Origin of the sequence: Geomonas diazotrophica (assembly GCF_019063885.1) — a bacterium.
GTDB lineage: Bacteria > Desulfobacterota > Desulfuromonadia > Geobacterales > Geobacteraceae > Geomonas > Geomonas diazotrophica.
In genome coordinates this window covers 2,784,163-2,805,880 of sequence record NZ_CP077684.1, presented here as the reverse complement: position 1 = coordinate 2,805,880, position 21,718 = coordinate 2,784,163, and the positions used below count along the sequence as shown (strand labels likewise).

General features: G+C 63.2%; 20 protein-coding genes and 1 tRNA gene. 18 read left to right on the top strand and 3 right to left on the bottom strand.

Translation table 11 applies throughout. The features are described from left to right. The first annotated feature begins 281 nt into the window (after window positions 1-281). Window positions 282-713, top strand: coding sequence for a hypothetical protein (locus KP003_RS12210; protein ID WP_216497844.1), 432 nt, complete (start codon window positions 282-284; stop codon window positions 711-713). Between the two features lie 816 nt (window positions 714-1,529). Here KP003_RS12210 and KP003_RS12205 read toward each other — a convergent pair. Further along, a complete protein-coding gene (locus tag KP003_RS12205; protein WP_216497843.1) occupies window positions 1,530-2,240 on the bottom strand; it encodes a fatty acid desaturase CarF family protein in 711 nt (236 codons plus the stop codon). A 130-nt stretch (window positions 2,241-2,370) separates the two neighbouring features. Here KP003_RS12205 and KP003_RS12200 point away from each other — a divergent pair, with 130 nt between their 5' ends. Then, complete coding sequence (locus KP003_RS12200; RefSeq protein ID WP_216497842.1) at window positions 2,371-2,589, top strand: VF530 family protein; 219 nt, start codon at window positions 2,371-2,373, stop codon at window positions 2,587-2,589. Between the two features lie 154 nt (window positions 2,590-2,743). On the opposite strand, the gene KP003_RS12195 is transcribed toward KP003_RS12200, so the two are convergent. After that, window positions 2,744-2,841: transfer RNA gene (locus tag KP003_RS12195), tRNA-Sec, on the bottom strand. Between the two features lie 244 nt (window positions 2,842-3,085). On the opposite strand from KP003_RS12195, the gene KP003_RS12190 reads away from it, so the two are divergent. The 7 genes from KP003_RS12190 (at window position 3,086) to galU (ending at window position 7,116) form a co-directional block, all read left to right on the top strand. Then, the gene (locus tag KP003_RS12190; protein ID WP_216497841.1) at window positions 3,086-3,418 is read left to right on the top strand and encodes a YggT family protein; all 333 of its coding nucleotides are present in this window, start codon (window positions 3,086-3,088) and stop codon (window positions 3,416-3,418) included. After that, a complete protein-coding gene (locus KP003_RS12185; protein WP_216497840.1) occupies window positions 3,415-3,861 on the top strand; it encodes a DivIVA domain-containing protein in 447 nt (148 codons plus the stop codon). The genes KP003_RS12190 and KP003_RS12185 overlap by 4 nt, the downstream gene beginning before the upstream one ends. Continuing rightward, window positions 3,858-4,169: a DUF167 domain-containing protein gene (locus KP003_RS12180; protein WP_216497839.1), complete on the top strand. Its 312-nt coding sequence runs from the start codon at window positions 3,858-3,860 to the stop codon at window positions 4,167-4,169. The genes KP003_RS12185 and KP003_RS12180 overlap by 4 nt, the downstream gene beginning before the upstream one ends. Continuing rightward, complete coding sequence (locus tag KP003_RS12175) at window positions 4,166-4,624, top strand: CBS domain-containing protein (protein ID WP_216497838.1); 459 nt, start codon at window positions 4,166-4,168, stop codon at window positions 4,622-4,624. Before KP003_RS12180 ends, KP003_RS12175 begins: the two co-directional genes overlap by 4 nt. Before the next feature lie 85 nt (window positions 4,625-4,709). Beyond that, a complete protein-coding gene (locus KP003_RS12170; RefSeq protein WP_216497837.1) occupies window positions 4,710-4,949 on the top strand; it encodes an FmdB family zinc ribbon protein in 240 nt (79 codons plus the stop codon). A gap of 174 nt (window positions 4,950-5,123) precedes the next feature. Further along, on the top strand, window positions 5,124-5,969 hold the full coding sequence (gene folD, locus KP003_RS12165) for a bifunctional methylenetetrahydrofolate dehydrogenase/methenyltetrahydrofolate cyclohydrolase FolD (RefSeq protein WP_216497836.1): 846 nt from the start codon (window positions 5,124-5,126) through the stop codon (window positions 5,967-5,969). Window positions 5,970-6,249: 280 nt separating this feature from the next. Beyond that, window positions 6,250-7,116, top strand: coding sequence for a UTP--glucose-1-phosphate uridylyltransferase GalU (galU, locus tag KP003_RS12160; RefSeq protein WP_216497835.1), 867 nt, complete (start codon window positions 6,250-6,252; stop codon window positions 7,114-7,116). Here the strand turns inward: galU and KP003_RS12155 are convergent. Next, complete coding sequence (locus KP003_RS12155) at window positions 7,113-7,970, bottom strand: energy transducer TonB (protein ID WP_216788534.1); 858 nt, start codon at window positions 7,968-7,970, stop codon at window positions 7,113-7,115. The genes galU and KP003_RS12155 overlap by 4 nt on opposite strands. A 219-nt stretch (window positions 7,971-8,189) precedes the next feature. Between KP003_RS12155 and KP003_RS12150 the strand changes: the two genes are divergently transcribed. From KP003_RS12150 to KP003_RS12110, 9 genes are all read left to right on the top strand, one after another. Then, window positions 8,190-9,002, top strand: coding sequence for an electron transfer flavoprotein subunit beta/FixA family protein (locus KP003_RS12150; protein ID WP_216788532.1), 813 nt, complete (start codon window positions 8,190-8,192; stop codon window positions 9,000-9,002). Window positions 9,003-9,025: 23 nt separating this feature from the next. Continuing rightward, complete coding sequence (locus KP003_RS12145) at window positions 9,026-10,354, top strand: electron transfer flavoprotein subunit alpha (protein ID WP_216788530.1); 1,329 nt, start codon at window positions 9,026-9,028, stop codon at window positions 10,352-10,354. Between the two features lie 56 nt (window positions 10,355-10,410). Further along, a complete protein-coding gene (locus KP003_RS12140; protein WP_216788528.1) occupies window positions 10,411-12,402 on the top strand; it encodes a heterodisulfide reductase-related iron-sulfur binding cluster in 1,992 nt (663 codons plus the stop codon). Between the two features lie 269 nt (window positions 12,403-12,671). Next, on the top strand, window positions 12,672-13,604 hold the full coding sequence (locus tag KP003_RS12135; protein WP_239027521.1) for a CapA family protein: 933 nt from the start codon (window positions 12,672-12,674) through the stop codon (window positions 13,602-13,604). Window positions 13,605-13,749: 145 nt separating this feature from the next. Next, entirely contained in the window at window positions 13,750-14,436 is a 687-nt protein-coding gene (locus KP003_RS12130) for a type 1 glutamine amidotransferase (RefSeq protein WP_216788524.1), read from the top strand. Window positions 14,437-14,553: 117 nt separating this feature from the next. Then, on the top strand, window positions 14,554-17,004 hold the full coding sequence (locus KP003_RS12125; protein WP_216788522.1) for a response regulator: 2,451 nt from the start codon (window positions 14,554-14,556) through the stop codon (window positions 17,002-17,004). Continuing rightward, the gene (locus KP003_RS12120) at window positions 16,998-19,247 is read left to right on the top strand and encodes a putative bifunctional diguanylate cyclase/phosphodiesterase (RefSeq protein WP_239027520.1); all 2,250 of its coding nucleotides are present in this window, start codon (window positions 16,998-17,000) and stop codon (window positions 19,245-19,247) included. The genes KP003_RS12125 and KP003_RS12120 overlap by 7 nt, the downstream gene beginning before the upstream one ends. Window positions 19,248-19,747: 500 nt before the next feature. Further along, window positions 19,748-20,086, top strand: coding sequence for a P-II family nitrogen regulator (locus KP003_RS12115; RefSeq protein ID WP_183346759.1), 339 nt, complete (start codon window positions 19,748-19,750; stop codon window positions 20,084-20,086). A 52-nt stretch (window positions 20,087-20,138) separates the two neighbouring features. Then, entirely contained in the window at window positions 20,139-21,680 is a 1,542-nt protein-coding gene (locus KP003_RS12110) for an ammonium transporter (RefSeq protein WP_275423192.1), read from the top strand. The last annotated feature ends 38 nt before the right edge of the window (window positions 21,681-21,718 follow it).

Below are 21,718 nucleotides of genomic sequence, written 5' to 3'. Positions count from 1 at the left end.
ACCCGTGGGAAAAATCGCCTGGAAACGAAACAACTTCGACTTCTTGCTCGTGAGTTTCCAAAGTGCCAGCACCTCGTGAGACACATTCTGAACGAGGACTGATTGGGGCACGGCGATCGCGGCCAGTATCCCTATGATGGCCGGGAGACGGTGGAAATGAATTATCTGGCCACCGGGCGCTTGCTTTACTTGCTCCAGGTTGTAATCTGATGGGGGCAGGGAAATTATTAAAATAAATTAAGGTTAAGCCTTGCGCTCAGGCGAAGGAAAGGAGGTGCGACGTGGGCTCCAGAATTGTTCGGGACTATCACAACATGCCGCCAACGAAGTTTCATGAGTTCAACCAGGGGGTAGTGAGTTCCCTGGCTGACAAGACCAGGTTTCCGGATTCGTTCTGGGGGGTGCATCCGACCCTGGTGGAATACTATCTTGCCGCATCGGCCAAGCACGATGCGGTGTATCACGAGTCGATGCTGGGGAGCAGGGTGGTGATTGCGGAACGCGAGCTTCTTCAGGCACAACTGGTCCTCAACCTGGACGAGGTCGCCTCCATCCTGGAAATGGCTGCTGTGCGCAATCCTGAAATCCTTCTCGCCTCGGGGTTCACCCTCGCCAAAGAGAAAAGGGGGCGCGCAAGGACCAAGGCCGCTAACGCAGCTCTCAGTGCAGCGCGTGCCGCAAAGGAAGGGGAGGAGGGCGGTACGCCGACCTGATCCGGCTCACCATTTCCAGGTCAAGGGCCAAGCCCTAACAAAAAATCCTCCGTGGTGCAGCCAGGCACCCCGGAGGATTTTCGTTGCAAGCCTTTATTACTCTCCTTAATGCCTGACAGCCGCGGGCTGTCACCCGCCTAAGCCCTCTTTCCTGCTCCAGATAATCCGTCCATTACGATGCACAACTTGTAAACCGCGAGTTATATCTTCTAAATAGCTGTGTATAAGTTGTCATCTGCGGGTGGTGTTTTGTAAGCAGCTATTTGAAAGTTCCGAACCGCGCTCCCTGATTTATAAGCCCCGATATACTTTTTCTAAACCGCGATGCATAACTTATGCATCGTGAGTGAGAAGTTATCAATCGGGATGTATAACTTCTCACTCGCGATATATAAGTTGTAAACCGTTATTGATAAGTTATAAATTGGGATTTACAACTTATCAACCAGTATTCAGAAGTTGTAAATCACGATGTAGAAGTTATGAGCTGGGACTTGTATAAGATAAATAGTGATTTACGAGATATAAATGGCGATTTAGAAGTTGTCACACGTAAGGTACCATTTCTTTTTTGTTTTTTCGTTTAATCAGCAGTCCTCATAGTGGCTAATGTTCCTAGGCAACGGGTTTTCGTCAGTCGTTGCATCCGTCGGTCTTGTGTGAAGACCCGGAGGAGGGTGAGGTGAGGCACTTTTGAGCCGTTGCCCTGGAATGTCCCGGTCGCTTAACGGTCAGCTGAAGTGGTTTGACGCTATTTACGCATAAGGCGATAAACGTAAATAAGGGTGCGGCTTACGCTTGTCATCTGCCCTTGTGTCACTGGTGCGAGCCGGTTTCGCCTGAATAGGTGGCGTAATGGAGGTCGGTGTTGTGCTTGTACCCCTGGGGAAATCTGGCGGCTATGAGGTTTATGACAGGATCTGTGACGCCGTTCAGGAATGCGTAGTTCACGTTGTCCTGCATGTGGTGAATAGCGTGATGCCGCTTGGACAGGAGAATTCGGCAGTTGCCCAGGAAAACCACGGCGGGCGACATCGAGTTGTGGCAGAGGTAGTGGGAGACCTCAGCCACGGAGGAAAGGATTCCGGCATAGACGAGGGTATGAAATAACAGCGGATGTAGCCGAAAGAATCCTGCTGCTACCGCCAGTAAAGCCAGGCAGGGGACAAGCCAGATTTTGGAGCCGGACTCGAGGAAGTAGACAGCCGGCAAACACTTCTGCCCGTAACGAGGCATCTTGTGGTGCAGGTGAAAACTGGCGATCAGCGGTCCGTAGAGCGAGTCGTAGTCATCATTGTGGTCCATGAACAGATGCACCAGGCCATTCAGAAAGTCGGCAAGAATCCACGCGACCAGTAGTGCGGTCAGCTCTCCGGCGATGCCTATGGGCAGCGGCAGGATGCACCAGACTAGCCAGGTCTGCAGGCTCACGTTGGCGAACGAAACCAACAGGCCGAAACGCTTATAACCCTTCCGTGTGTTATACAACTCCATGGCTGCATTGAACTGTCTCTGTTTCTCTTCCAACCCCACTACCGTCTCCTCATCATGGCTCTACCCTGAGCCGACTGATTCCGTTGACTTATTTGAGCAAATGGGCCATATCAACAGCACGCCCCTTGTTCAGACTTGCAGCTAACAGCCACAGGAAGAAACGATGACCACTCAATCGCCGACCGATCCGCTCCACGGCGTCACTTTGAAGATGATTCTCACCGAATTGGTGGAGGAACTTGGCTGGGAAGAGCTGGGAAGGCGGATCGACATTCGCTGTTTTACCCACACCCCCAGCATTTCCTCCAGCCTCAAGTTCCTAAGAAGGACGCCCTGGGCCAGAGACAAGGTCGAGGAGATGTACCTGCGGTTGAAGATGTAGAGCGTAACAGCGCCTCCCGGGAGCCAGAGGGCCGCCCATAAGTTCATAAGATTCTCGATGAAACTTATGATCATATGGGCCTCCCCTTGTTACCCCATACGAAAGAAGGGACGAATGTTTATTCGCCCCTACCGAAAATGATGCGGAAAGATAATGGCGGAAGCACATGGGAATCGAACCCACCAGGGAAGTTTCTCACCCCCCTCACTGGTTTTGAAGACCAGGCCGCCCACCAGCGACGGTGGTGCTTCCTCATTTACTGTTCGCACGTTTGTAAAGCATCGCCAACTTTTAGTCAATATGTAATATTGAATATGCGCCCCCACCCCGCCGCCGGCAATACCCGCACCCGTGTCCCCTTAATTTGTTGCCTCATCATAAAAGTTCTTTCTTTGCCGATAGTTGCGATGCGCCCACTGTACCCGGGAAGCTTGACAAACCATCGTGATTTCTGTATAGCTTGGCTTGCTTTACCACCATGCTCAGAGGGGGATAAATGATCCTGCTTGCCAACATCCTCTTGGCCCTTGCGAAGATTGTCGAGTTGGCCAGCGGTCTGTTAACCATCTACAAGTACATCCTGCTCGCCAGCGTCATCATCTCCTGGGTCAACGCCGACCCCTACAACCCCATCGTCAGCTTCATCTACCGCGTGACCGAGCCCGCACTGCGCCGCATCCGCCGCTACATGCCCAACACCGGGATGCTCGACCTCTCGCCGCTGGTCCTCTTCGCCCTCATCTACCTGGTGCAGATCATCGTCTTCGATACCGCCTACACCTACCTTATGATCTTCAGCAACCAGCTCAAGGGAGGAGGCACCCTGTGAAAATAACTCCGATGGACATCCAGCAGCAGCAGTTCAAGGGCAAGATGCTCGGGGGGCTCGACCCCGAGGACGTCGACGCCTTCCTGCAGATGGTGGCCGGCGAGATGGAAGAGCTCATGAGGGAGAACAACGACCTGAAGGAGCGCCTCAACCGCAACGCCACCGCGATGGCCGAGATGGAGGCCCGCGAGGTGCAGCTGCGCGAGACCATGCTGGCGGCCCAGCGCATCACCGAGGAGATGAAGGCCAACGCCCAGAAGGAGGCGCACCTCATGATCTCCGAGGCGGAGCTCAAGGGGGAGCGCATCATCGCCGATGCCGAGAACAAGCTGGTGCAGTTGAACAACCAGATCCAGGATCTCAAACGGGACAAGCTCCAGTTCGAGTCCGGCTTCAAGAACCTCCTGGACACCTACTACAAGCTGCTCGCCCTGGATAAATGAGCGAGGAGGTAAGGGTAACGCAGACGCCGGAGGGGTTTCTCTTCACGGTGCACGTGCAGCCGCGCGCCTCGCGCAGCGAGATCTGCGGCCCCAAGGACGGCGAGCTGCGCGTCAGGCTCACCTCGCCGCCGGTGGACGACGCGGCCAACAAGCAGTGCGTCGAGCTGATCGCCAAGAGCCTCGGCATCGCCAAGTCCAAGGTGAGCATCAAGTCCGGGGCCAAGTCCCGGCACAAGGTAGTGAGGGTGGAGGGGGTGGAGCAGGATGATCTTCTCTCCCTATTCAAAATAAACAAGGAGCATCCATGAAGGCGAAAGACATTATGGTAACGGACGTGCCGTCCATCACCACCAGGACCACGGTGGCAGAGGCGGTCCGGATCATGAAGAGCAACTTTGGCGACGAGAGTTTTCTGAACGCGGCGCCGGGCCTGATCGTGGTCAACGACAGGGGAGGGCTGGCCGGGATCCTGACGCCCCTCAGCATCATCACGGCCATCATGGACGGCGCGCCGGAAGGAAAATCCGACCCCGCTTTCTTCGGCTCCCTGTGCGACCGCATCAAGGATCTTCCCATCTCCGCCATCATGGAACACCAGCCCATCTCGGTAACCCAGGACGCCAGCGTAAGCGACGTGGCCCGTCTCTTCCTCACCCACCGCTTCCAGAGGGTGCCGGTCGTGGACGGCAAGAAGGTGGTCGGCATCATCTACCGCTCGCGCCTGCTCTTCGCAATTTCCCAGAGCCTCCAGCTTGCCCCTTGACAAATATGGTGCCGGGTCCTTATATTAATTCTGCCCTTAGCCGTCTTTTGGCCGGTGTCACAGTTTATTAGGAGGTAGTAGAGAAATGCCACTTTACGAGTATCAATGCAAAAGCTGCAATAATACCTTTGAGTTGCGCCAGAAGTTCTCCGACGCGCCCGCTTCCGAGTGCCCCGCCTGCGGCGGCCCGGTCGAGAAGCTGATCTCCCAGTCCGGCTTTTCGCTGAAAGGGGGAGGATGGTACGGAGACGGTTACGGCGGCTCCAAGGCGGCACCTTCCTGCCCCTCCGGCGGAAGCTGCGCCGGCTGCCCCTCGGCCTCCTGATCCAGACCCACCAGCCCCCCGTTCGCGGGGGGCTTTTTTTGTCCCGTTTTCCCGGCAAAGTCCTTTACAAAAAATCTCTCTTTACTTATTATCGACAGCTTAAAACCTGACGCCGGTGGGGCCGCGCGCCCGCACCGCGCCTGCATATTCCAGTGAAAAAAGGGGTGCACGTTAATGGCGAAAATCATCGACGGGAAGGCCATCGCGGCGAAGATCCGCGCTGAGATCAGCGCAGAGGCTGCTCGACTCAAGGAAAAGGGGATCGTCCCCGGTCTCGCCGTGGTACTGGTGGGGGAGGACCCGGCCAGCAAGGTCTACGTCTCCATGAAGGAGAAGGCATGCGCTGATGTGGGGATCTTCTCGGACGAGTACAAGCTCCCGGCCGAGACCGGCGAGGCGGAGCTTCTGGCGCTGATCGAGAAGCTGAACGCGGACCCCAAGATCCACGGCATCCTGGTGCAGCTGCCGCTCCCCAAACAGATCAACACCGAGCGCGTCCTGGAGGCGATCTCTCCGGATAAGGATGCCGACGGCTTCCACCCCTACAACGTGGGGCGCCTGGTGATCGGCAAGCCGCTCTTCCAGCCCTGCACCCCCTACGGCGTCATGGTGATGCTCAAGGAGGCGGGAGTCGAGCTCTCCGGCAAGGAAGTGGTCGTGGTCGGGCGCTCCAACATCGTGGGCAAGCCGGTCGCCTTCATGTGCCTGCAGCAAAATGCCACGGTGACCCTGTGCCACTCAAAGACCCGCGATCTCGCCGGCAAGGTGGCCCAGGCCGACGTCGTCATCGCGGCGGTGGGCGTTCCCGAGATGATCAAGGGCTCCTGGATCAAGGAGGGGGCGGTGGTCATCGACGTCGGCGTGAACCGCGTGGGCGAGAAGAAGCTGGTGGGGGACGTGGAGTACGCGGCTGCCAGCGAGCGTGCCTCGGCCATCACCCCGGTTCCCGGCGGCGTGGGGCCGATGACCATCACCATGCTGTTGCAGAACACGCTGGAGTCGGCCAAGAGAGGGATGTAGGCGCTTAAAAGGCTTAAAAGCAAATCCCCCCTGTCCCCCCTTCGCAAAGGGGGGGACGCTGGGGCAGCTGCGGCGCTTCGTGGCACCTCGGACCGTTTCGGCACAATCTGCCGCAAGGGGAGGGGGAGCAAAGGCGGGCGAATGATTATTCGCCCCTACAGGATGAACGGTCCCGTGCCGGGCACATCCTTTCCGAAGGGGAAGGGGAGCGGCGTTGCGGGATACATAGCGGGTGCAGGTCCGCTGCAACTATTTCTTCTATGTGACCAAGGAGTTCGCTATGCGCGTTAAGAAGGCGGTCTTTCCGGTCGCGGGCCTGGGCACCAGGTTCCTGCCGGCCACCAAGTCCACCCCCAAGGAGATGCTGCCGCTCATCGACAAGCCGCTGGTGCAGTACGTGGTGGAGGAGGCGGTAGCCTCGGGGATCGAACAGATCCTCTTCGTCACCGGCCGCGGCAAGAGGGCGATCGAGGACCACTTCGATATCTCCTTTGAGCTTGAGTCGCTTCTCTACGAGAAGGGTAAGGACCACGAACTTCAACAGGTGCGCGAGATCGCGGAGATGGCCAACATCTTCTTCGTGAGGCAGAAGGAGGCGCTGGGGCTTGGCCACGCCATCCTCTGCGCCAAGGACTTCGTGGGGGACGAGCCGTTCGCCGTCCTTCTGGGGGATGACATCATCGACGCCCAGGAACCCTGCCTGGCCCAGCTGCTGCAGACCTACGAGAGCTACCGCTCGCCGGTGCTCGCCCTGGAGCAGGTCCCCATCGAGACCATCTCTTCCTACGGCTGCGTCAAGGCGAACCACCTCTCCAACCGCGCCTTCGAGGTGCTGGACCTGGTGGAGAAACCGCCGGTCGCGGAGGCTCCCTCGGACCTGGCCATCATCGGCCGCTATATCCTGACGCCGGGGATCTTCCCGATCCTGGAGAACCAGGAACCGGGCAAGGGGGGAGAGATCCAGTTGACCGACGCCATCAAGACGCTATCGCGCAAGGAGCCGATCTACGGCTGCCGTTTCGACGGCGTGCGCCACGACTGCGGCGACAAGCTGGGCTTTTTGAAGGCGACGGTGGACATGGCGCTCAAGCGCGACGAGTTCAACGGGGATTTCGAGGCGTTTTTGAGGCAGCGGCTTTCCTGCTAGTGCAGCCTGCCGCTGCCGCTGCCGTAGTGGAAGAAGGCGATCAGCTTGAAGGTTTCGCCGGTGTACCCCTTGGGGAAGGAGCCGATCGGCCCCAGGGCGTTCAGGGTGCGCAGCACCTCGTCGTCGAGGATCTTGCTCCCCGAGCTTTCCAGCATGTCGACGCGGACGATTTCGCCCCTGCGGTTGAAGGTGATCCGGACCGGCGTGGTCCCTTCGATGCCGCGCACGAGGGCCGCCTGCGGGTAGTGCCACACCCCGTAGATCGCCGTCTCCAGGCGGCGTAAAAACGAGCCGAACATGATGTCGTCGGTGTTGAGGAAGCGGGTGTCCCCCTCCTCGACCTCGCTGCGGTACTTCTCCCGGTAGCTCTCCTCCAGGCGCGCCATCCTGGTGGCGCTGGGAAAGAGCTTGGCGCGGTCGGGGACTTGGGCCGTCTTGGGCTTGAAGATCCCCTGGCCGGGGGGCAGCGGCTCCTGGGTCGGCTGCGCCGCCTGAGGCGGTACCGGCACTCTCTGCGCCGGCGCCGGGCGGCTCGACTGCGGCAGCGGCCGCGTTTTCGGCAGCATCCGGTCCATCTCGTCCCGCCCCTTCGGCGCCATCTCCTTGACAACACGCTGCGGTTTTTCCGCGTACCGCCTGATCTCGGGCTTGGGCTCCGGTTTTTCCCTGGGGGGCTGCGGCTGCGGTTGCGGCGTCAGGTCCGGCAGGTCGGTCAGGTCAACCATGGTAGGTTCCGGTGCCGTTTTGGGTTGTTCCGGGGGGATTATCATGATAACTAGATATACCGCTACGTGGAACAGCAGTGACAGCGCCAGCAGGTAGAGAAAGTTTTTTTCGATGTATCTGTCGGACATGTATCTCCACCCGCTTGTTCCGGGTGTGTAGTGGCCACCTGAACTCGCGTGATGGTAGAAGATCATCAGGTAAAAAGCAAGGGGTTTGGGGGGGCGACCGGGCACCGTGACTCAGCTAACTCTCCCGGACCCTTCCGTAAACATCCGCTCCTTGACCTAGGTCAACTTTTTTCCCCAATTCTCTAGTACCCTGAAGGCATCAAAACACCCGAGGTCCCTATGCTCGTAGTGGTATGCGTAAAGCAGGTTCCCGATACAACCCAGGTACAGATCGATCCCGTCACCAACACCCTGATCCGCGAGGGTGTCCCCTTCATCGTCAACCCCTACGATACCCATGCCGTCGAGGAGGCGCTCCGCTTCAAGGACCGCTTCGGCTGCCGCGTGGCCGCCATCTCCATGGGCCCCCCCAACGCCGAGGCGACGCTCAGAAAGGCGCTGGCCCAGGGTGTGGACCGCGCCGTGCTCCTCTCCGACCGCAGCTTCGGCGGCGCTGACACGCTGGCCACCAGCAAGGTGCTGGCCGCCGCCATCGAGAGGCTGGCAAAGGAAGAGGAGGTGGGGGTGGTGATCTGCGGCAAGCAGACCATCGACGGCGACACCGCCCAGGTCGGCCCCGGCATCGCCACCCGGCTCAACTTCTCCCAGCTCACCCTGGTGGACAGGGTCGACGAGCTCGACCTCTCCGGCAAGAAGATCCGGGTGAGCCGCAAGCTGGAAGGGCGCCACGAGCACGTGGAGGCCCCGCTGCCGGTGCTCCTCACCGTGGTGCGCGAGCTGAACCGCCCGCGCTACCCGACCGTGGCCATGCGTCTCGAGTCGGCCGACGCCCAGGTCGAGGTCTGGGACAACAAGGTGCTGCAGCTCGACGTGAACGGCATCGGCCTCAAGGGCTCCCCCACCTGGGTGAGCCGCATCTTCTCGCCCGAGCGGGCCAAGGGGGAGATGCTGGGGGACGGGGTGCACGACCCGGAAGGGGCGGCGCAGCTGCTCATCGACAAGATGCTGGAGAAGGATCTCCTGGCTCTCTAATCTAAATCACCAAGGGAAAAGCAATGACCGATGCTGTGAAACCACCCAAGAAACCGCGCGGCAAGGCAAGGCTGCTGGAAAACAAGTGCATCGCCTGCGGGGCCCGCTGCCAGAGCGCCTGCCCGGTCGACGCCATCCAGATGAACGACGCGGGGGAGCCGATCATCGACGCCTCCCGCTGCATCGGCTGCGTCAAGTGCGTCAAGGTCTGCCCGGTACAGGCGATCGAGATGGCCTTCACCCCGGAGGAGCTGCGCATCCTGCAGGAGCTGGCAGCCTCTTCCGCAGGCGCCGAGCTCTCGGAGGAGGACGCCGAGGAGGCCGCGCTCAAGAAGAAGCTTGCCGCCTATTCCGGGGTGTGGGTCTTCGTGGAGCAGACCGAGGGGGAGGCCGCCAAGGTCTCCTGGGAACTTTTGGGAAAAGGAAAGGAGCTGGCACAGGCGAGGAAGTGCCCGCTTTGCGCCGTGGTTATGGGCGAGGGGGTGGAGAAGCTCTGCGACCAGGCCTTCGGCTACGGTGCGGAGAAGGTCTACCTCATGGACGCGCCGGTACTGCGCCACTACCGCACCGAGGCGTACCAGAAGAGCCTTTGCGCCCTGGTCGAGAAGTACAAGCCGGAGGTGATCCTGATGGGCGCCACCGGTCTCGGGCGCGACTTGGCCGGCGTGGTCGCCACCGTGCTCGCCACCGGGCTCACCGCGGACTGCACCGGGCTCTCCATCGACGACAAGGGGAACCTGATGCAGACCCGCCCCGCCTTCGGCGGCAACATCATGGCCACCATCGTCTGCGACAAGTTCCGCCCCCAGATGTCCACGGTGCGTCCGCACGTGATGCCCATGCCCGAGTTCGACCCCCAGGCCAAAGGCGAGATCGTCCGGGAGCCGGTACCGGTGGTCGAGGAGCAGGTCCTGGTCAAGGTGCTGGACATCCTCATGGACGGCGGCGGCTCCAAGGTGGACATCGCCGGGGCCGAGTTCATCGTCTCCGGCGGGCGCGGCATGATGGCCAAGGAGAACTTCGCCATGCTCCAGGAGCTGGCCGACGTTCTGGGCGGCGTGGTGGGCGCCTCGAGGAGCGCCGTCGACGCCGGCTGGATGCCCCCGGACCGGCAGGTGGGGCAGACCGGCAAGACGGTGCGCCCGAAGGTCTACATCGCCTGCGGCATCTCCGGCGCGATCCAGCATCTGGTCGGCATGCAGGACTCCGACGTGGTGATCGCCATCAACCGCGACGCCGAGGCCCCCATCTTCGAGGTGGCGAGCTACGGCATCGTGGGCGACCTGTTCAAGATCATTCCGGCGCTGACCAACAAGCTCAGGGCGCTCAAGGCCGCCCGCTCCAAGGCGTGATCAACCCCAGAGACCCAGTTGCGCGGCAGCGCCGCACACCATAACGAGGTACACCTATGATGCCGCAAACCGCTATCTTCACGACGCTCCTGGTCGCCTCGCTCCTCTTCTTCTGCTGGAGCGTGTACCGCCGCTTCTCGCTGCTCTGCTACGGCCAGCCCGAAGAGAGGCTGGACCAGCCGGCTCGTCGTCTCGCCGAGATGTTCCTGTACGCCTTCGCCCAGTTGCGCGTGCTGAGAAAGCCCTTCGGCCTGAACCACTTCGTGATTTTCTGGTCCTTTATGATCCTGGCGCTTGCCAACGGCGAGTTCCTGGTGAACGGGGTGTTCCCGTCGGTTAGCCTCGCCCTGCTCCCCGAAGGGGTGCACCGGGCGCTCCTGCTCGCCTTCGACGCGGTGTCGCTGCTCACGCTCTTCGCCATCGCCTTCTCCTTCATCAGGCGCCTGGTGGTGAAGCCCCCCCACCTGGACAGCCTCTACGTGAAGGGGAGAAGCCCGGAGGCCTTCCTGATCCTCTCCTTCATCGCGCTCTTGATGCTGGCCTACTTCGGGCTGCACGGCTCGCTGATCGCGCTGGGGATGGAGGACCCGTCGGCCATGCCGGTCTCCTCGCTCATCGGCTCCTGGCTGAGCTCGCACCCCGACCTCATCCCGACGCTGCGCAACGTCTCCTGGTGGCTGCACGCCTTCGTGCTCTTCGCCTTCATCTGCTTCTTGCCGCACTCGAAGCACATGCACATCCTGACCGCGATCCCCAACTGCTACTTCGGGGCTCTCGCCTGGCCCGCGACCCAGCCCCGCGAGAAGTTCGAGAAGGGGGCGGTCTACGGGGTGGGAACCGTGGAGCGCTTCACCTGGAAGGACCTCTTCGACTCCTTCACCTGCACCGAGTGCGGCCGCTGCCAGGCCGCCTGCCCGGCCACCATTACCGGCAAGGCCTTGAACCCGCGCCAGATCGTGCACGCCATCAAGACCAACCTCCTGGAGAACGGCGACGCGCTCCGGGAGGGGAGACGCGGCACCCTGCCGCTCATCGGCGCCGAGGGTGAGGGGACCAACACCGAGGACGCCATCTGGTCCTGCACCACCTGCGGCGCCTGCATGGAGGCCTGTCCGGTGCTGATCGAGCAGATGCCCAAGATCGTCAAGATGCGGCGCCACCTGGTGGAGACCGAGTCCCGCTTCCCCGAGGAGCTCCTGAACCTGTTCGAGAACATGGAGCAGCGCTCCAACCCCTGGGGCATCGCCCCGGGCGAGCGCGCCAAGTGGGTCTCCACCCTGCCGGTCAAGCCCTTCGTGGCCGGCGAGACGGAGTACCTTCTCTACGTCGGGTGCGCCGGTTCCTTTGACTCCCGCGCCAAGCAGGTCACCGTGGCGCTCGCCACCGTGCTGAACGCGGCGGGGATCTCCTGGGGGATCCTGGGCAAGGACGAGAAGTGCTGTGGCGATTCCCTGAGGAGGCTCGGCAACGAGTACCTGTTCGAGAAGATGGCCCTGGAAAACGTGGAGCTCTTCCGCCAGCGCGGGGTAACCAAGGTGATCACCCTCTGCCCGCACTGCCTCACCACCTTGAAGAACGACTACCGCCAGTACGGGCTGGAGCTCGAGGTGGTGCACCAGAGCGAGCTGATCGCGGACCTGATCCGGAGCGGGCGCATCAACCTGGACAAGAAGGACGACAGCCTCGGGAGGATCGCCTATCACGACCCCTGCTACCTCGGGCGCCACAACGACATCTTCGAGGCGCCGCGCACCCTGGTCCAGGCGGCCACCGGCGTCGCTCCCGTCGAGACGGAGCGCCACGGCAGGAACTCGTTTTGCTGCGGTGCCGGCGGCGGGCGCATGTGGATGGAGGAGTTCACCGGCGAGAGGGTGAACCACGCCCGCGTCGACGAGCTGCTCGCCCAGAAGCCCGACACCATCTGCGTCGCCTGTCCCTACTGCATGACCATGATTGAGGACGGCCTCAAGGACAAGGGGGCGGGCCAGGTCCGGGTGAGGGACGTGGTCGAGGTGCTCGCCGAGGGGCTTTTGCGAAAAAACGCCTAATGGGGTAGGGGGGGCGCCTTCGAGGGGTCTGTAGGGGCGAATAATCATTCGCCCTCTCCTGCGTCCTCCTCGGACACGACGAACACCGCCTAAAAATACGGCCGATCTGCACCCTTAATAGGCAAGAAAGGAAGCTCGCCCTGTCCCACTTCGCCCGTGTCACCGTAAACGTCTTCCCCTTCCGGGGCGCGCTCGTCCTTTTTCTGCTGCTCCTGCCTGTACCGGCCTTCTCTGCCCCGACCGTCACCGTGGCGGCCGTGGGGGACATCATGATGGGGAGCGACTTCCCGACAGCCAAGCTCCCCCCCCGCGGGGGGCGGGACCTCTTCGCCGCGGTCGCTCCCTACCTGCGCCGCGCCGACATCGCCCTGGGGAACCTGGAAGGGCCTCTGTGCAGCGAGCAAACGCCGACCAAGGAGCCGCTGGCCGGGCGCCGCTACCTGTTCCGCACCCCCCCCTCCTACGCGCAGAACCTGAAAGATGCCGGACTCTCGGTGCTTTCCCTGGCCAACAACCACGCCGTCGATTTCGGGCGGGCCGGTCTGGAGGCGACCAGGCAGGCGCTTTCCGGGGCGGGGTTGCAGTTTTCCAGCAAGAAGGGGGAGATCGCCCGCTTCGACCTGCACGGGGTGCGCGTCGCCGTGATCGCGCTCTCCTACGGGCCGCCGCCGCGCTCCATCGTCTTCCCGGCACAGCCCCTGCAGGAGATAGAGCGCGTCGCCCGCGACTACGACCTGGTCATCCTCTCCATCCACGCCGGTGCCGAGGGGAGGGGGGCGCTGCACGTGGCGCCGGGCCAGGAGCGCTTCCTGGACGAGCCGCGCGGCGACCTGGTCCGCTTCGCCCATGAGGCGGTGGAGCGGGGCGCCGACCTGGTGCTCGCCCACGGGCCGCACGTGCCGCGCGCCCTGGAGTTGTACCGGGGCAGGCTCATCGCCTACAGCCTGGGGAACTTCGCCACCTACGGCGGGGTGAGCGTCGCCGGCGAGAGCGGCTACGCGCCGCTGCTAACCGTGGAGCTCGCAGCCGATGGCTCCTTCGTCGGGGGGAGCATAGATTCCTTCCGGCAGTTCCGCTACACGGGTCCTAAGCCCGACCCCAAGCGCCGCGCCCTGCGCCTGATGCGCATGCTTTCCGCCGCGGATTTCCCGGAGTCGCCGCTGGTCTTTGGTGAGGGGGGACGGATCACGGTCAAGAAATAAGGGGAGAACCGCAAACCGAGCTGTCGCAGCAGGCCTTCATCTCCTCTCCCCCCCTCTGCAGCTTCGTGGCGTCCTCCTCCCGCCCTTCGGACACCCTCTCAGAAGGGGGAGGGAGGACGCTTTTAGATAATGACAAGGAGATTCCATGTTCCTGATCGTGCAAAACGACCCGCACTGCCCGGCAGGCGGACTCGTCGGGATCCTCGATGAGTCGGGGCATCCCTACCGGTGCCTGGCCGCCTACGCGGCCGAGCCCTTCCCCGACCCGGCGACGCTTGCGGGGATCGTGGTGCTCGGCGGGGAGATGGGGGTGCACGACACGGTTGAGCACCCGCACCTGGCCCGCGTGCTGGAGTTCATCGAAGCCGCCATCAAGGCCGGGACGCCCCTTCTCGGCATCTGCCTTGGGGGGCAGCTCCTCTCCCACGCGACCGGCGGGGTGGTGAGCTCCCCCTCCTGCCACGGCGAGATGGGGATCTGCCGCGTGGAACTGAACGGCGAGGGGAGCGCCGACCCGCTCTTCGCCGGGGTTCCCACCCCCTTCGTAACCTTCCAGCTCCACGGTGACAGTTTCACCGTTCCGCCCGGGGGCACGCTGCTCGCCTCATCCGGTGCCTGCCCGGCCCAGGCCTTCCGGCTTCCCGGCAGCGTCTACGGGGTCCAGTTCCACCCCGAGGTCGACCGCGCCATCGTCGACGGCTGGGATGGCCTGTTCACTCCCCGCGCCGACTACCTTTCCGGCTTTATCGCCGCCGAAACGGAGTTCAACGCCGCCTCCCGCGCCATCCTGGCCAACTTCATCTCCCTCGCAGCGGCCGCCCGCCTGCCTTGAAATCCCGACCCTATATTGTAAAGTTCTAACGTTTGCCTTCCGGGCATCACGAGACCGCGCCCCCGCGGGGGCTCCGGCCGGTCAATTCCCCCTCCGGAACGCGACGAAGGAGGTGCCGTGAAGCTTTCGTGGCCGGGAAAAAGCTCGCTCAAATCCAGACTGATCACGCTTCTCCTCGGCTGCAACACGCTGCTGCTCCTGTCTCTCACCCTAAGCTTCATCTGCTACCATTCCCCCGCTGTATCCCCCGCACTCCCGGACTCCACGCTGTCTCTCTTCGCCTCCTTGCAGCTCACCCTGGCCCTGCTCGGCTCGGCGGGGGTAGCCGCGCTCCTCTCCCAGCGCATAGACTGGATCATATCCGAGCCGATCCGCGACCTGAGCAGGAAGATGGAGATCGTCTCCAGGAGCCAGGATTACCGGGTCAGGGTGGAGCGCGCCGGCGAAGACGAGCTGGCGGTCCTGTTCGCCTGCTTCAACAACATGCTGGCCGAGATCTCGATCCGGGACGAGCGCCTCGCGCTGCACTCTGAGGAATTGGAGATGGAGGTGGCGGTACGGACCCTGGAACTGTCGGAGGTGAACCGGCAGTTGGAGGCGAGCCTTGAGAGCGTGCGGGAAGCGATGCAGAGCGCCCAGTCGGCCAGCCGAGCCAAGTCGGATTTTCTGGCGCAGATGAGCCACGAGATCAGGACCCCGATGTACGGCGTGCTCGGCATGACCGAGCTCCTTTTGGGGACCGACCTGACCAGGGAGCAGACCCGCTACGTGGACACGGTGCGACGCTCCGGGGAGGCGCTCCTCTCCATCATCAACAACATCCTCGACTTCTCCAAGATCGAGGCGGGACGCATGGAGCTGGAGCAGATCCCCTTCGACCTGCACCAGCTCGCCTCCGACGCGATCGCCATCTGCGCCGAGGACGCGGCCCGGAAGGGGCTGGAGCTCGCCCTGGAGCTGGAGCCGGGACTGCCGCGCACCTTTACGGGGGACCCGGGGAGGCTGCGCCAGGTGATGGTGAACCTGCTGGGGAACGCCGTGAAGTTCACCTTGAAGGGGTCGGTACGCCTCTCCCTGGCGGTCGCGGAGCCCCCGGCCGTGGTTCGCGTCAGCGTCGCGGACACCGGCATCGGCATCGCCCCCGAGGCGCAGCAGCGCATCTTCAACCAGTTCACCCAGGGGGACGAATCCATGACCCGCAAGTACGGCGGCACCGGGCTGGGGCTGGCCATCGCCCGGCAGCTGACCGAGCTGATGGGGGGCGCCCTGGAGTTGGAGAGCGAGCCGGGGCGAGGCTCCCGCTTCAGTTTCACCGCCCGGCTCGAGGTTCATGAGGAGACCCCACGCCCAGAGCGCTGCTGCACGGCGCTGCGCGACAAACGGGTGCTTTTGGCCAGCGACGACGAAGAGACCCGGGACGGGATCGGGGAACAGCTTGATTCCTGGGGTATGGACCTGGAATGCGTTGCAGATGCCCCCGATGCGTTTTGCCGCATCGTGACAGCCCCCTTCGACGTAGCCATCCTGGACCACCGCCTGGCCGGCACCGACGGGGTGGAGCTTGCCGCCACCATCCGCACCGTACCCGCCGGGCGCACGATCCGGATCCTGCTCCTGACCGAGCGGGAGGAGCAGGCCGCGGACCCGCGCCTGGCCGAGCTGCAGGCGACCACGTTCCCCAGGCGGCCGCTGCAGCAGGAGGGGCTGTACCGCGCGCTGATGGCGGCGCTGGGTATGGATGACGAAGATCGTCTGGCGGCAGGGTGCTGCGGTGCCCCTGCACCGCGCCAGCGCCAGGTGCTCCTCGTGGAGGACAACGCGGTGAACCAGGAGGTCGGGAGGGGGATGCTGGAAAGCCTGGGGTGCCGGGTCAAGGTGGTGGAGGATGGCGCCGCCGCCGTGAGCGAGGTGCAGCAAAACCGCTACGACGTGGTCTTCATGGACTGCCAGATGCCGGTCCTGGACGGCCTCGAGGCGACCAGGCGGATCAGGGCGTGGGAGCAGGGGAGCGGTGACCGGGTCCCCATCGTCGCGCTTACCGCCTACGCCATGCCGGGTGACCGGGTGGCTTGCCTGGAGGCTGGCGCGGACGATTATCTCTCCAAGCCCTTCACGTGCGACCAGATCGCCAAGACGATGGAACGGCTGCTGGACGGGACGGCACCGGCCCCGGCGACCGATGGGGAGGCGGCTACCGACGAGCCGCTGGAGGTGATCTCGCACGACAAGATGAGCGGCGCCCTGGAGATGATCCGCACCCTCCCCGGCAACCGCGGGGTGGAGATCCTGCGCAAGGTGGTGGACCTGTACCTGGCCAGCACCCCGGCGCTGCTGCAGACCATGCGCGAGGCCGAGTCGGGTGGGGACGCGGAGAAACTCAAGGCGGCCGCGCACAGCTTCAAGTCCAGCAGCGCCAACCTGGGCGCCCTGCGCCTGGCCGGGGTCTGCATGGAACTTGAGAGTCTGGGGCGGGCGGGGTCCACGGAAGGGGCGCTGCCGCTGCTGCACCAGGTCGAGGAGGAGTACCGGCTGGTGCGCGACGCCTTGAGGGGAGGGCCGTTATGCTGACCAGGAAGTCCAAGCGCGCCACCCCGCTGGTCATGGTGGTGGACGACGACCAGGCAGTGCGTCTGCTGGCCCGGGAGACCCTGGAGAACTCTGGGTTCGCGGTGCGCGACGCAGAGACCGGCGAGCAGGCGCTGGAGGAATTCGTCGCCCATGCCCCCGACCTCGTGCTCCTGGACGTGATGCTCCCCGGCGTGGACGGCTTTTCCGTCTGCAGCGCCATCCGGCGCACCGAGTGGGGGCGCGACACGCCGGTGCTGATGATGACCGGTCTGGATGACCTGGAATCCATCGACTGCGCCTACGAGGTCGGCGCCACCGACTTCATCACCAAGCCGATCAACTGGCACATCCTGGGTTACCGGGTGAGCTACATGCTGCGGGCAAGCAGCGCCCTTGAGCAGCTCAGGGAGAGCCGGGCCGGCCTCGCCCATGCCCAAAGCCTCGCCCACATCGGCTCCTGGGAGTGGGACCTCACCACCGGAGAGATCCGCTGCTCGGAAGAGGTGTACAGCATCTGCTGCATCGATCCCAGCCACCGCGACGGAAACCCCATACTCGACCCGGTGCACCACCAGGACCGCGCCTTCGTGCAGGGCTCCATCGACGACGCCATTGCCCAGCGCGCTCCCCTGAGTTTCGATTACCGCATCACCCTGGACGGGGGGGAGCGGACCCTGCACGCCGAGCTGGTGACCGTGCTGGACGAGGAGGGTGAGGCCGTCTGCCTTACCGGCACCATCCAGGACATCACCGAGCGCAAGCGGGCCGAGGAGCAGATCCGCCTTTTGGCCTACTACGACGCCCTGACCGGGCTCCCCAACCGCCGCTTCTTCCAGCAGCAGCTGGAGCAGGCGCTGGTCTTCGCCAACCGCAACGACCGCATGCTGGCCGTGCTGTTCCTCGACCTGGACCGCTTCAAGCTCGTCAACGACACCCTGGGACACGGGGTGGGGGACCGGCTGCTGCAGGACGTCGCCGACCGCCTGCTGCGCTGCGTGCGTAGAAGCGACTGCCTGGCCCGCGCCGAGGACGACTGTCCCCCCTCGCTGGTCTCGCGCCTGGGCGGGGACGAGTTCACCATCATGCTTTCGGACATCGAGCATTTTCAGGACGTGGCCAAGGTCGCCCGGCGCATTCTGGACGCGGTCTCGGTTCCCTACTCGCTGGAGGGGCAGGAGGTCTTCGTCTCCACCAGCATCGGCATCAGCCTCTACCCCTTCGACGCGACCACGGCGAGCGACCTGATCAGGAACGCGGACGGCGCCATGTACCAGGCCAAGGAGCAGGGGAGAAACGGCTACCAGATCTACGACGAGTCCATGAACGCAAAGGCGCTGGAGCGGATCATCCTGGAGAGCCAGCTGCACAAGGCCCTCAAGGAGGAGGAGTTCCAGGTGTACTACCAGCCCCAGGTGAGCTGCCGGACCGGCGAGGTGGTGGGGATCGAGGCCCTGGTGCGCTGGAACAGCAAGGAGCTGGGGGTGGTCGAGCCGGGGCGCTTCCTGCCGCTGGCCGAGGAGATCGGGCTGGTGATCCAGATCGACCAATGGGTGATGAGAGAGGCCTGCCGCCAGCACAAGCTCTGGATCGACCAGGGGCTGCCGCCGGTCACCATCGCGGTCAACATCTCGGGGCAGCAGTTCTTGAAGAACGAGCTGCTGGACATGGTCACCGCCGTCCTCGAGCGGAGCGGCCTCGATCCCGGCCTCTTGGAGCTGGAGCTCACCGAAGGGGTGCTCATGGCGCACACCGAGCGGACGGTTAAGACCCTCCAGGCCCTCAAGGGGATGGGGGTGCGTCTTGCCATAGACGACTTCGGCACCGGTTTCTCCTCGCTTTCCTACCTCAAGCGGTTCCCGCTCGACGTGCTGAAGATCGACCGGACCTTCATCAACGACATCACCAGCGATCCCGATGATGCGGCGATCACCCTGGCCACCATAGAGATGGCGCACACCCTGAAACTGCAGGTGATCGCGGAAGGGGTCGAGACCCAGGCGCAGCTCGAATTCCTCACCAGGAACCGCTGCGACATGTACCAGGGGTATCTGTTCAGCAAGCCGATGCGGCCCGAGGAGTTCCCCCGCCTGTTCCTCCCCCCCGTCGGCGATCATGTCGTCGCCGCTCCTGTCGCCACCGATCCTGCCGCTACCGATCCTGCGGCTACCGATCCTGTCGCTACCGATCCTGTCGCTACCGATCCTGTCGCCACCGATCCTGCCGCCACCGATTCCGGCTGCTGATGCGCCGCGCCGCTGGCCAGTCGTCCCGCCTCTGTCTCCCTTCCTTTTCCTTGCCTAAAAAATGATCATCCCTGCCGCAATAAGTGACCGCTGCATGGCCGCGTTTACGCTGTGGCGTCTGAAATGTCCGAAATTTCGATGTGTTGCGTGGCGTTGTGCGTGCTGGCACAGCCTGTGCTATGGGATGGTTACACGGCACGAGGGTGTGCCGCAGAAGGCTTTCCCGCCCGTTTAGGCAATGGTGCAGGTCGTGGTGGAGGGCATCATTATTGGGAAAGGGGGACTGTTTTCAAGGCTGCAAAGATCTGTTTATTCAAAGTTGAACAAAAGGCAAGGGCATCGAAGCCTTCAGGGGCCTGAAAAGAGGGTGAAACCTGGAACCGATGGATGCTATGTCTGCAAGCCGATCAAACCGGCCTGCCGAATGTTCTGCAAGACCTGTGATGCACGCAGTGTGCAAACGACAAATCCACCGCCATTACTAACAAAGGAGGCAAGTGATGAAGCTGATAGAAGCAATCATCAAGCCGTTCAAGCTGGACGAGGTGAAGGACGCCCTCAACGAGATCGGAATCGAGGGGATCACCGTGAGCGAGGTGAAGGGGTACGGGCGCCAGAAAGGGCACACCGAACTGTACCGTGGCGCAGAGTACGTCGTGGACTTCATACCCAAGGTGAAATTGGAAATTGTGGTGGCCGACGAGCTCGCGGCAAAAGCCGTAACCACCATCGAAGACACCGCCAAGACCGGCAGGATCGGCGACGGCAAGATCTTCATCCTGTCGCTGGAAGAGGCGGTCCGCATCAGGACCGGCGAGAAGGGCGACGAGGCGATCTAGGACTTCAGGTTCTTTCAATCCAAACCCATAAATACGATCAACGGAGAGTGTTATGATGCGTGACATTAAAAAGGTAAAGGATGCAGCTAAGCCCGCTTCCAGCTGCCTCACCATGAAACTCGGGAAGCTGGCCCTCCTGGCCAGCCTGATGCTGGTACCGGTCCTCGCCATAGCCGAGGAGAAGGCGGCCGATTCCGCCGCGGCACCGGCTGCCGCTACCGCCACCGCAGCCCCGGCGGCCGCCACCCCCGCCGCGGCACCTGCTCCGGCCGCAGCCGCACCGGCTGCCGCAGCACCGGCCGCCGCCCCCGCAGCCAAAAACGTCGCCCCGGTCCTCAACACCGGCGACACCGCCTGGATGCTGGTCTCCGCTGCCATGGTCCTGTTCATGACCCCGGGCCTCGCCCTGTTCTACGGCGGCATGGTCCGCCAGAAAAACGTCCTCTCCACCATGATGCACTCCCTGGTGGCCATGGGCATCGTCGGCGTGCAGTGGGCCATCATCGGCTACTCTCTCGCCTTCGGCCCCGACATGGGACACGGCCTGGTGGGCGACTTCAGCAAGGCCCTTCTGAACGGGCTGATCACCTTCAAGGACGGCAACGCGATCTACGCGCTGTTCCAGAACGTCCCGACCGAGCCGGGCGCCATCCCCGAGTACGTGTTCGCCATGTACCAGGCCATGTTCGCCATCATCACCGTGGCCCTGATCTCGGGTGCCCTGGCCGAGAGGATCAAGTTCTCCGCCTACTGCCTGTTCGTACTGCTCTGGACCACCCTGGTCTACGATCCGCTGGCGCACTGGGTCTGGATGTCCGACGGCTGGCTCTTCAAGATGGGCGCACTCGACTTCGCAGGCGGCACCGTCGTTCACCTCTCTTCCGGTATCTCGGCCCTGGTGGTTCTCTTCTTCCTCGGCAAGCGTCACGGCTTCCCGACTGAGCGCATGGCTCCGCATAACCTGCCGCTGACCCTGCTCGGCGTCGGTCTGCTCTGGTTCGGCTGGTTCGGTTTCAACGCGGGTTCCGCCATCGTGGGCGCCGGCTGCTCCGACGCGGCGGGCGGCTTGGCCGGCCTCGCCTTCATGACCACCACCATCGCACCGGCCGCTGCCGGCCTGACCTGGATGATCGCCGAGTGGATCCATGCCGGCAAGCCTTCCGCCCTGGGCTTCGGCTCCGGCGTGGTGGCCGGCCTGGTCGTGATCACCCCCGCCGCCGGTTTCGTACAGCCTGGTGCAGCCCTGCTCATGGGCGTAGCCGGTGGCCTGGTCTGCTACGGCGGCGTGCTGCTCAAGGCGAAGCTTAAGTACGACGACTCCCTGGATGCCTTCGGCGTACACGGCGTGGGCGGCACCACCGGCGCCATCCTGACCGGCGTATTCGCCACCGTCGGCGCCACCGGCCTCACCTCCGGCAACATGAAACAGTTCGTCACCCAGCTGATCGCCGTCGGCGCGGCAGGCGCCTACGCGGTGGTGGTGACCCTGGTGATCGCCTTCGTCCTGCACAAGACCATCGGCCTGCGCGTCGAGAAGGAAGACGAGATCATGGGCCTCGACCAGACCCAGCACTCCGAGACCGCATACAACTAGCACAGACAGCACAGCATGCGACGAGAGGGGGGACCGCG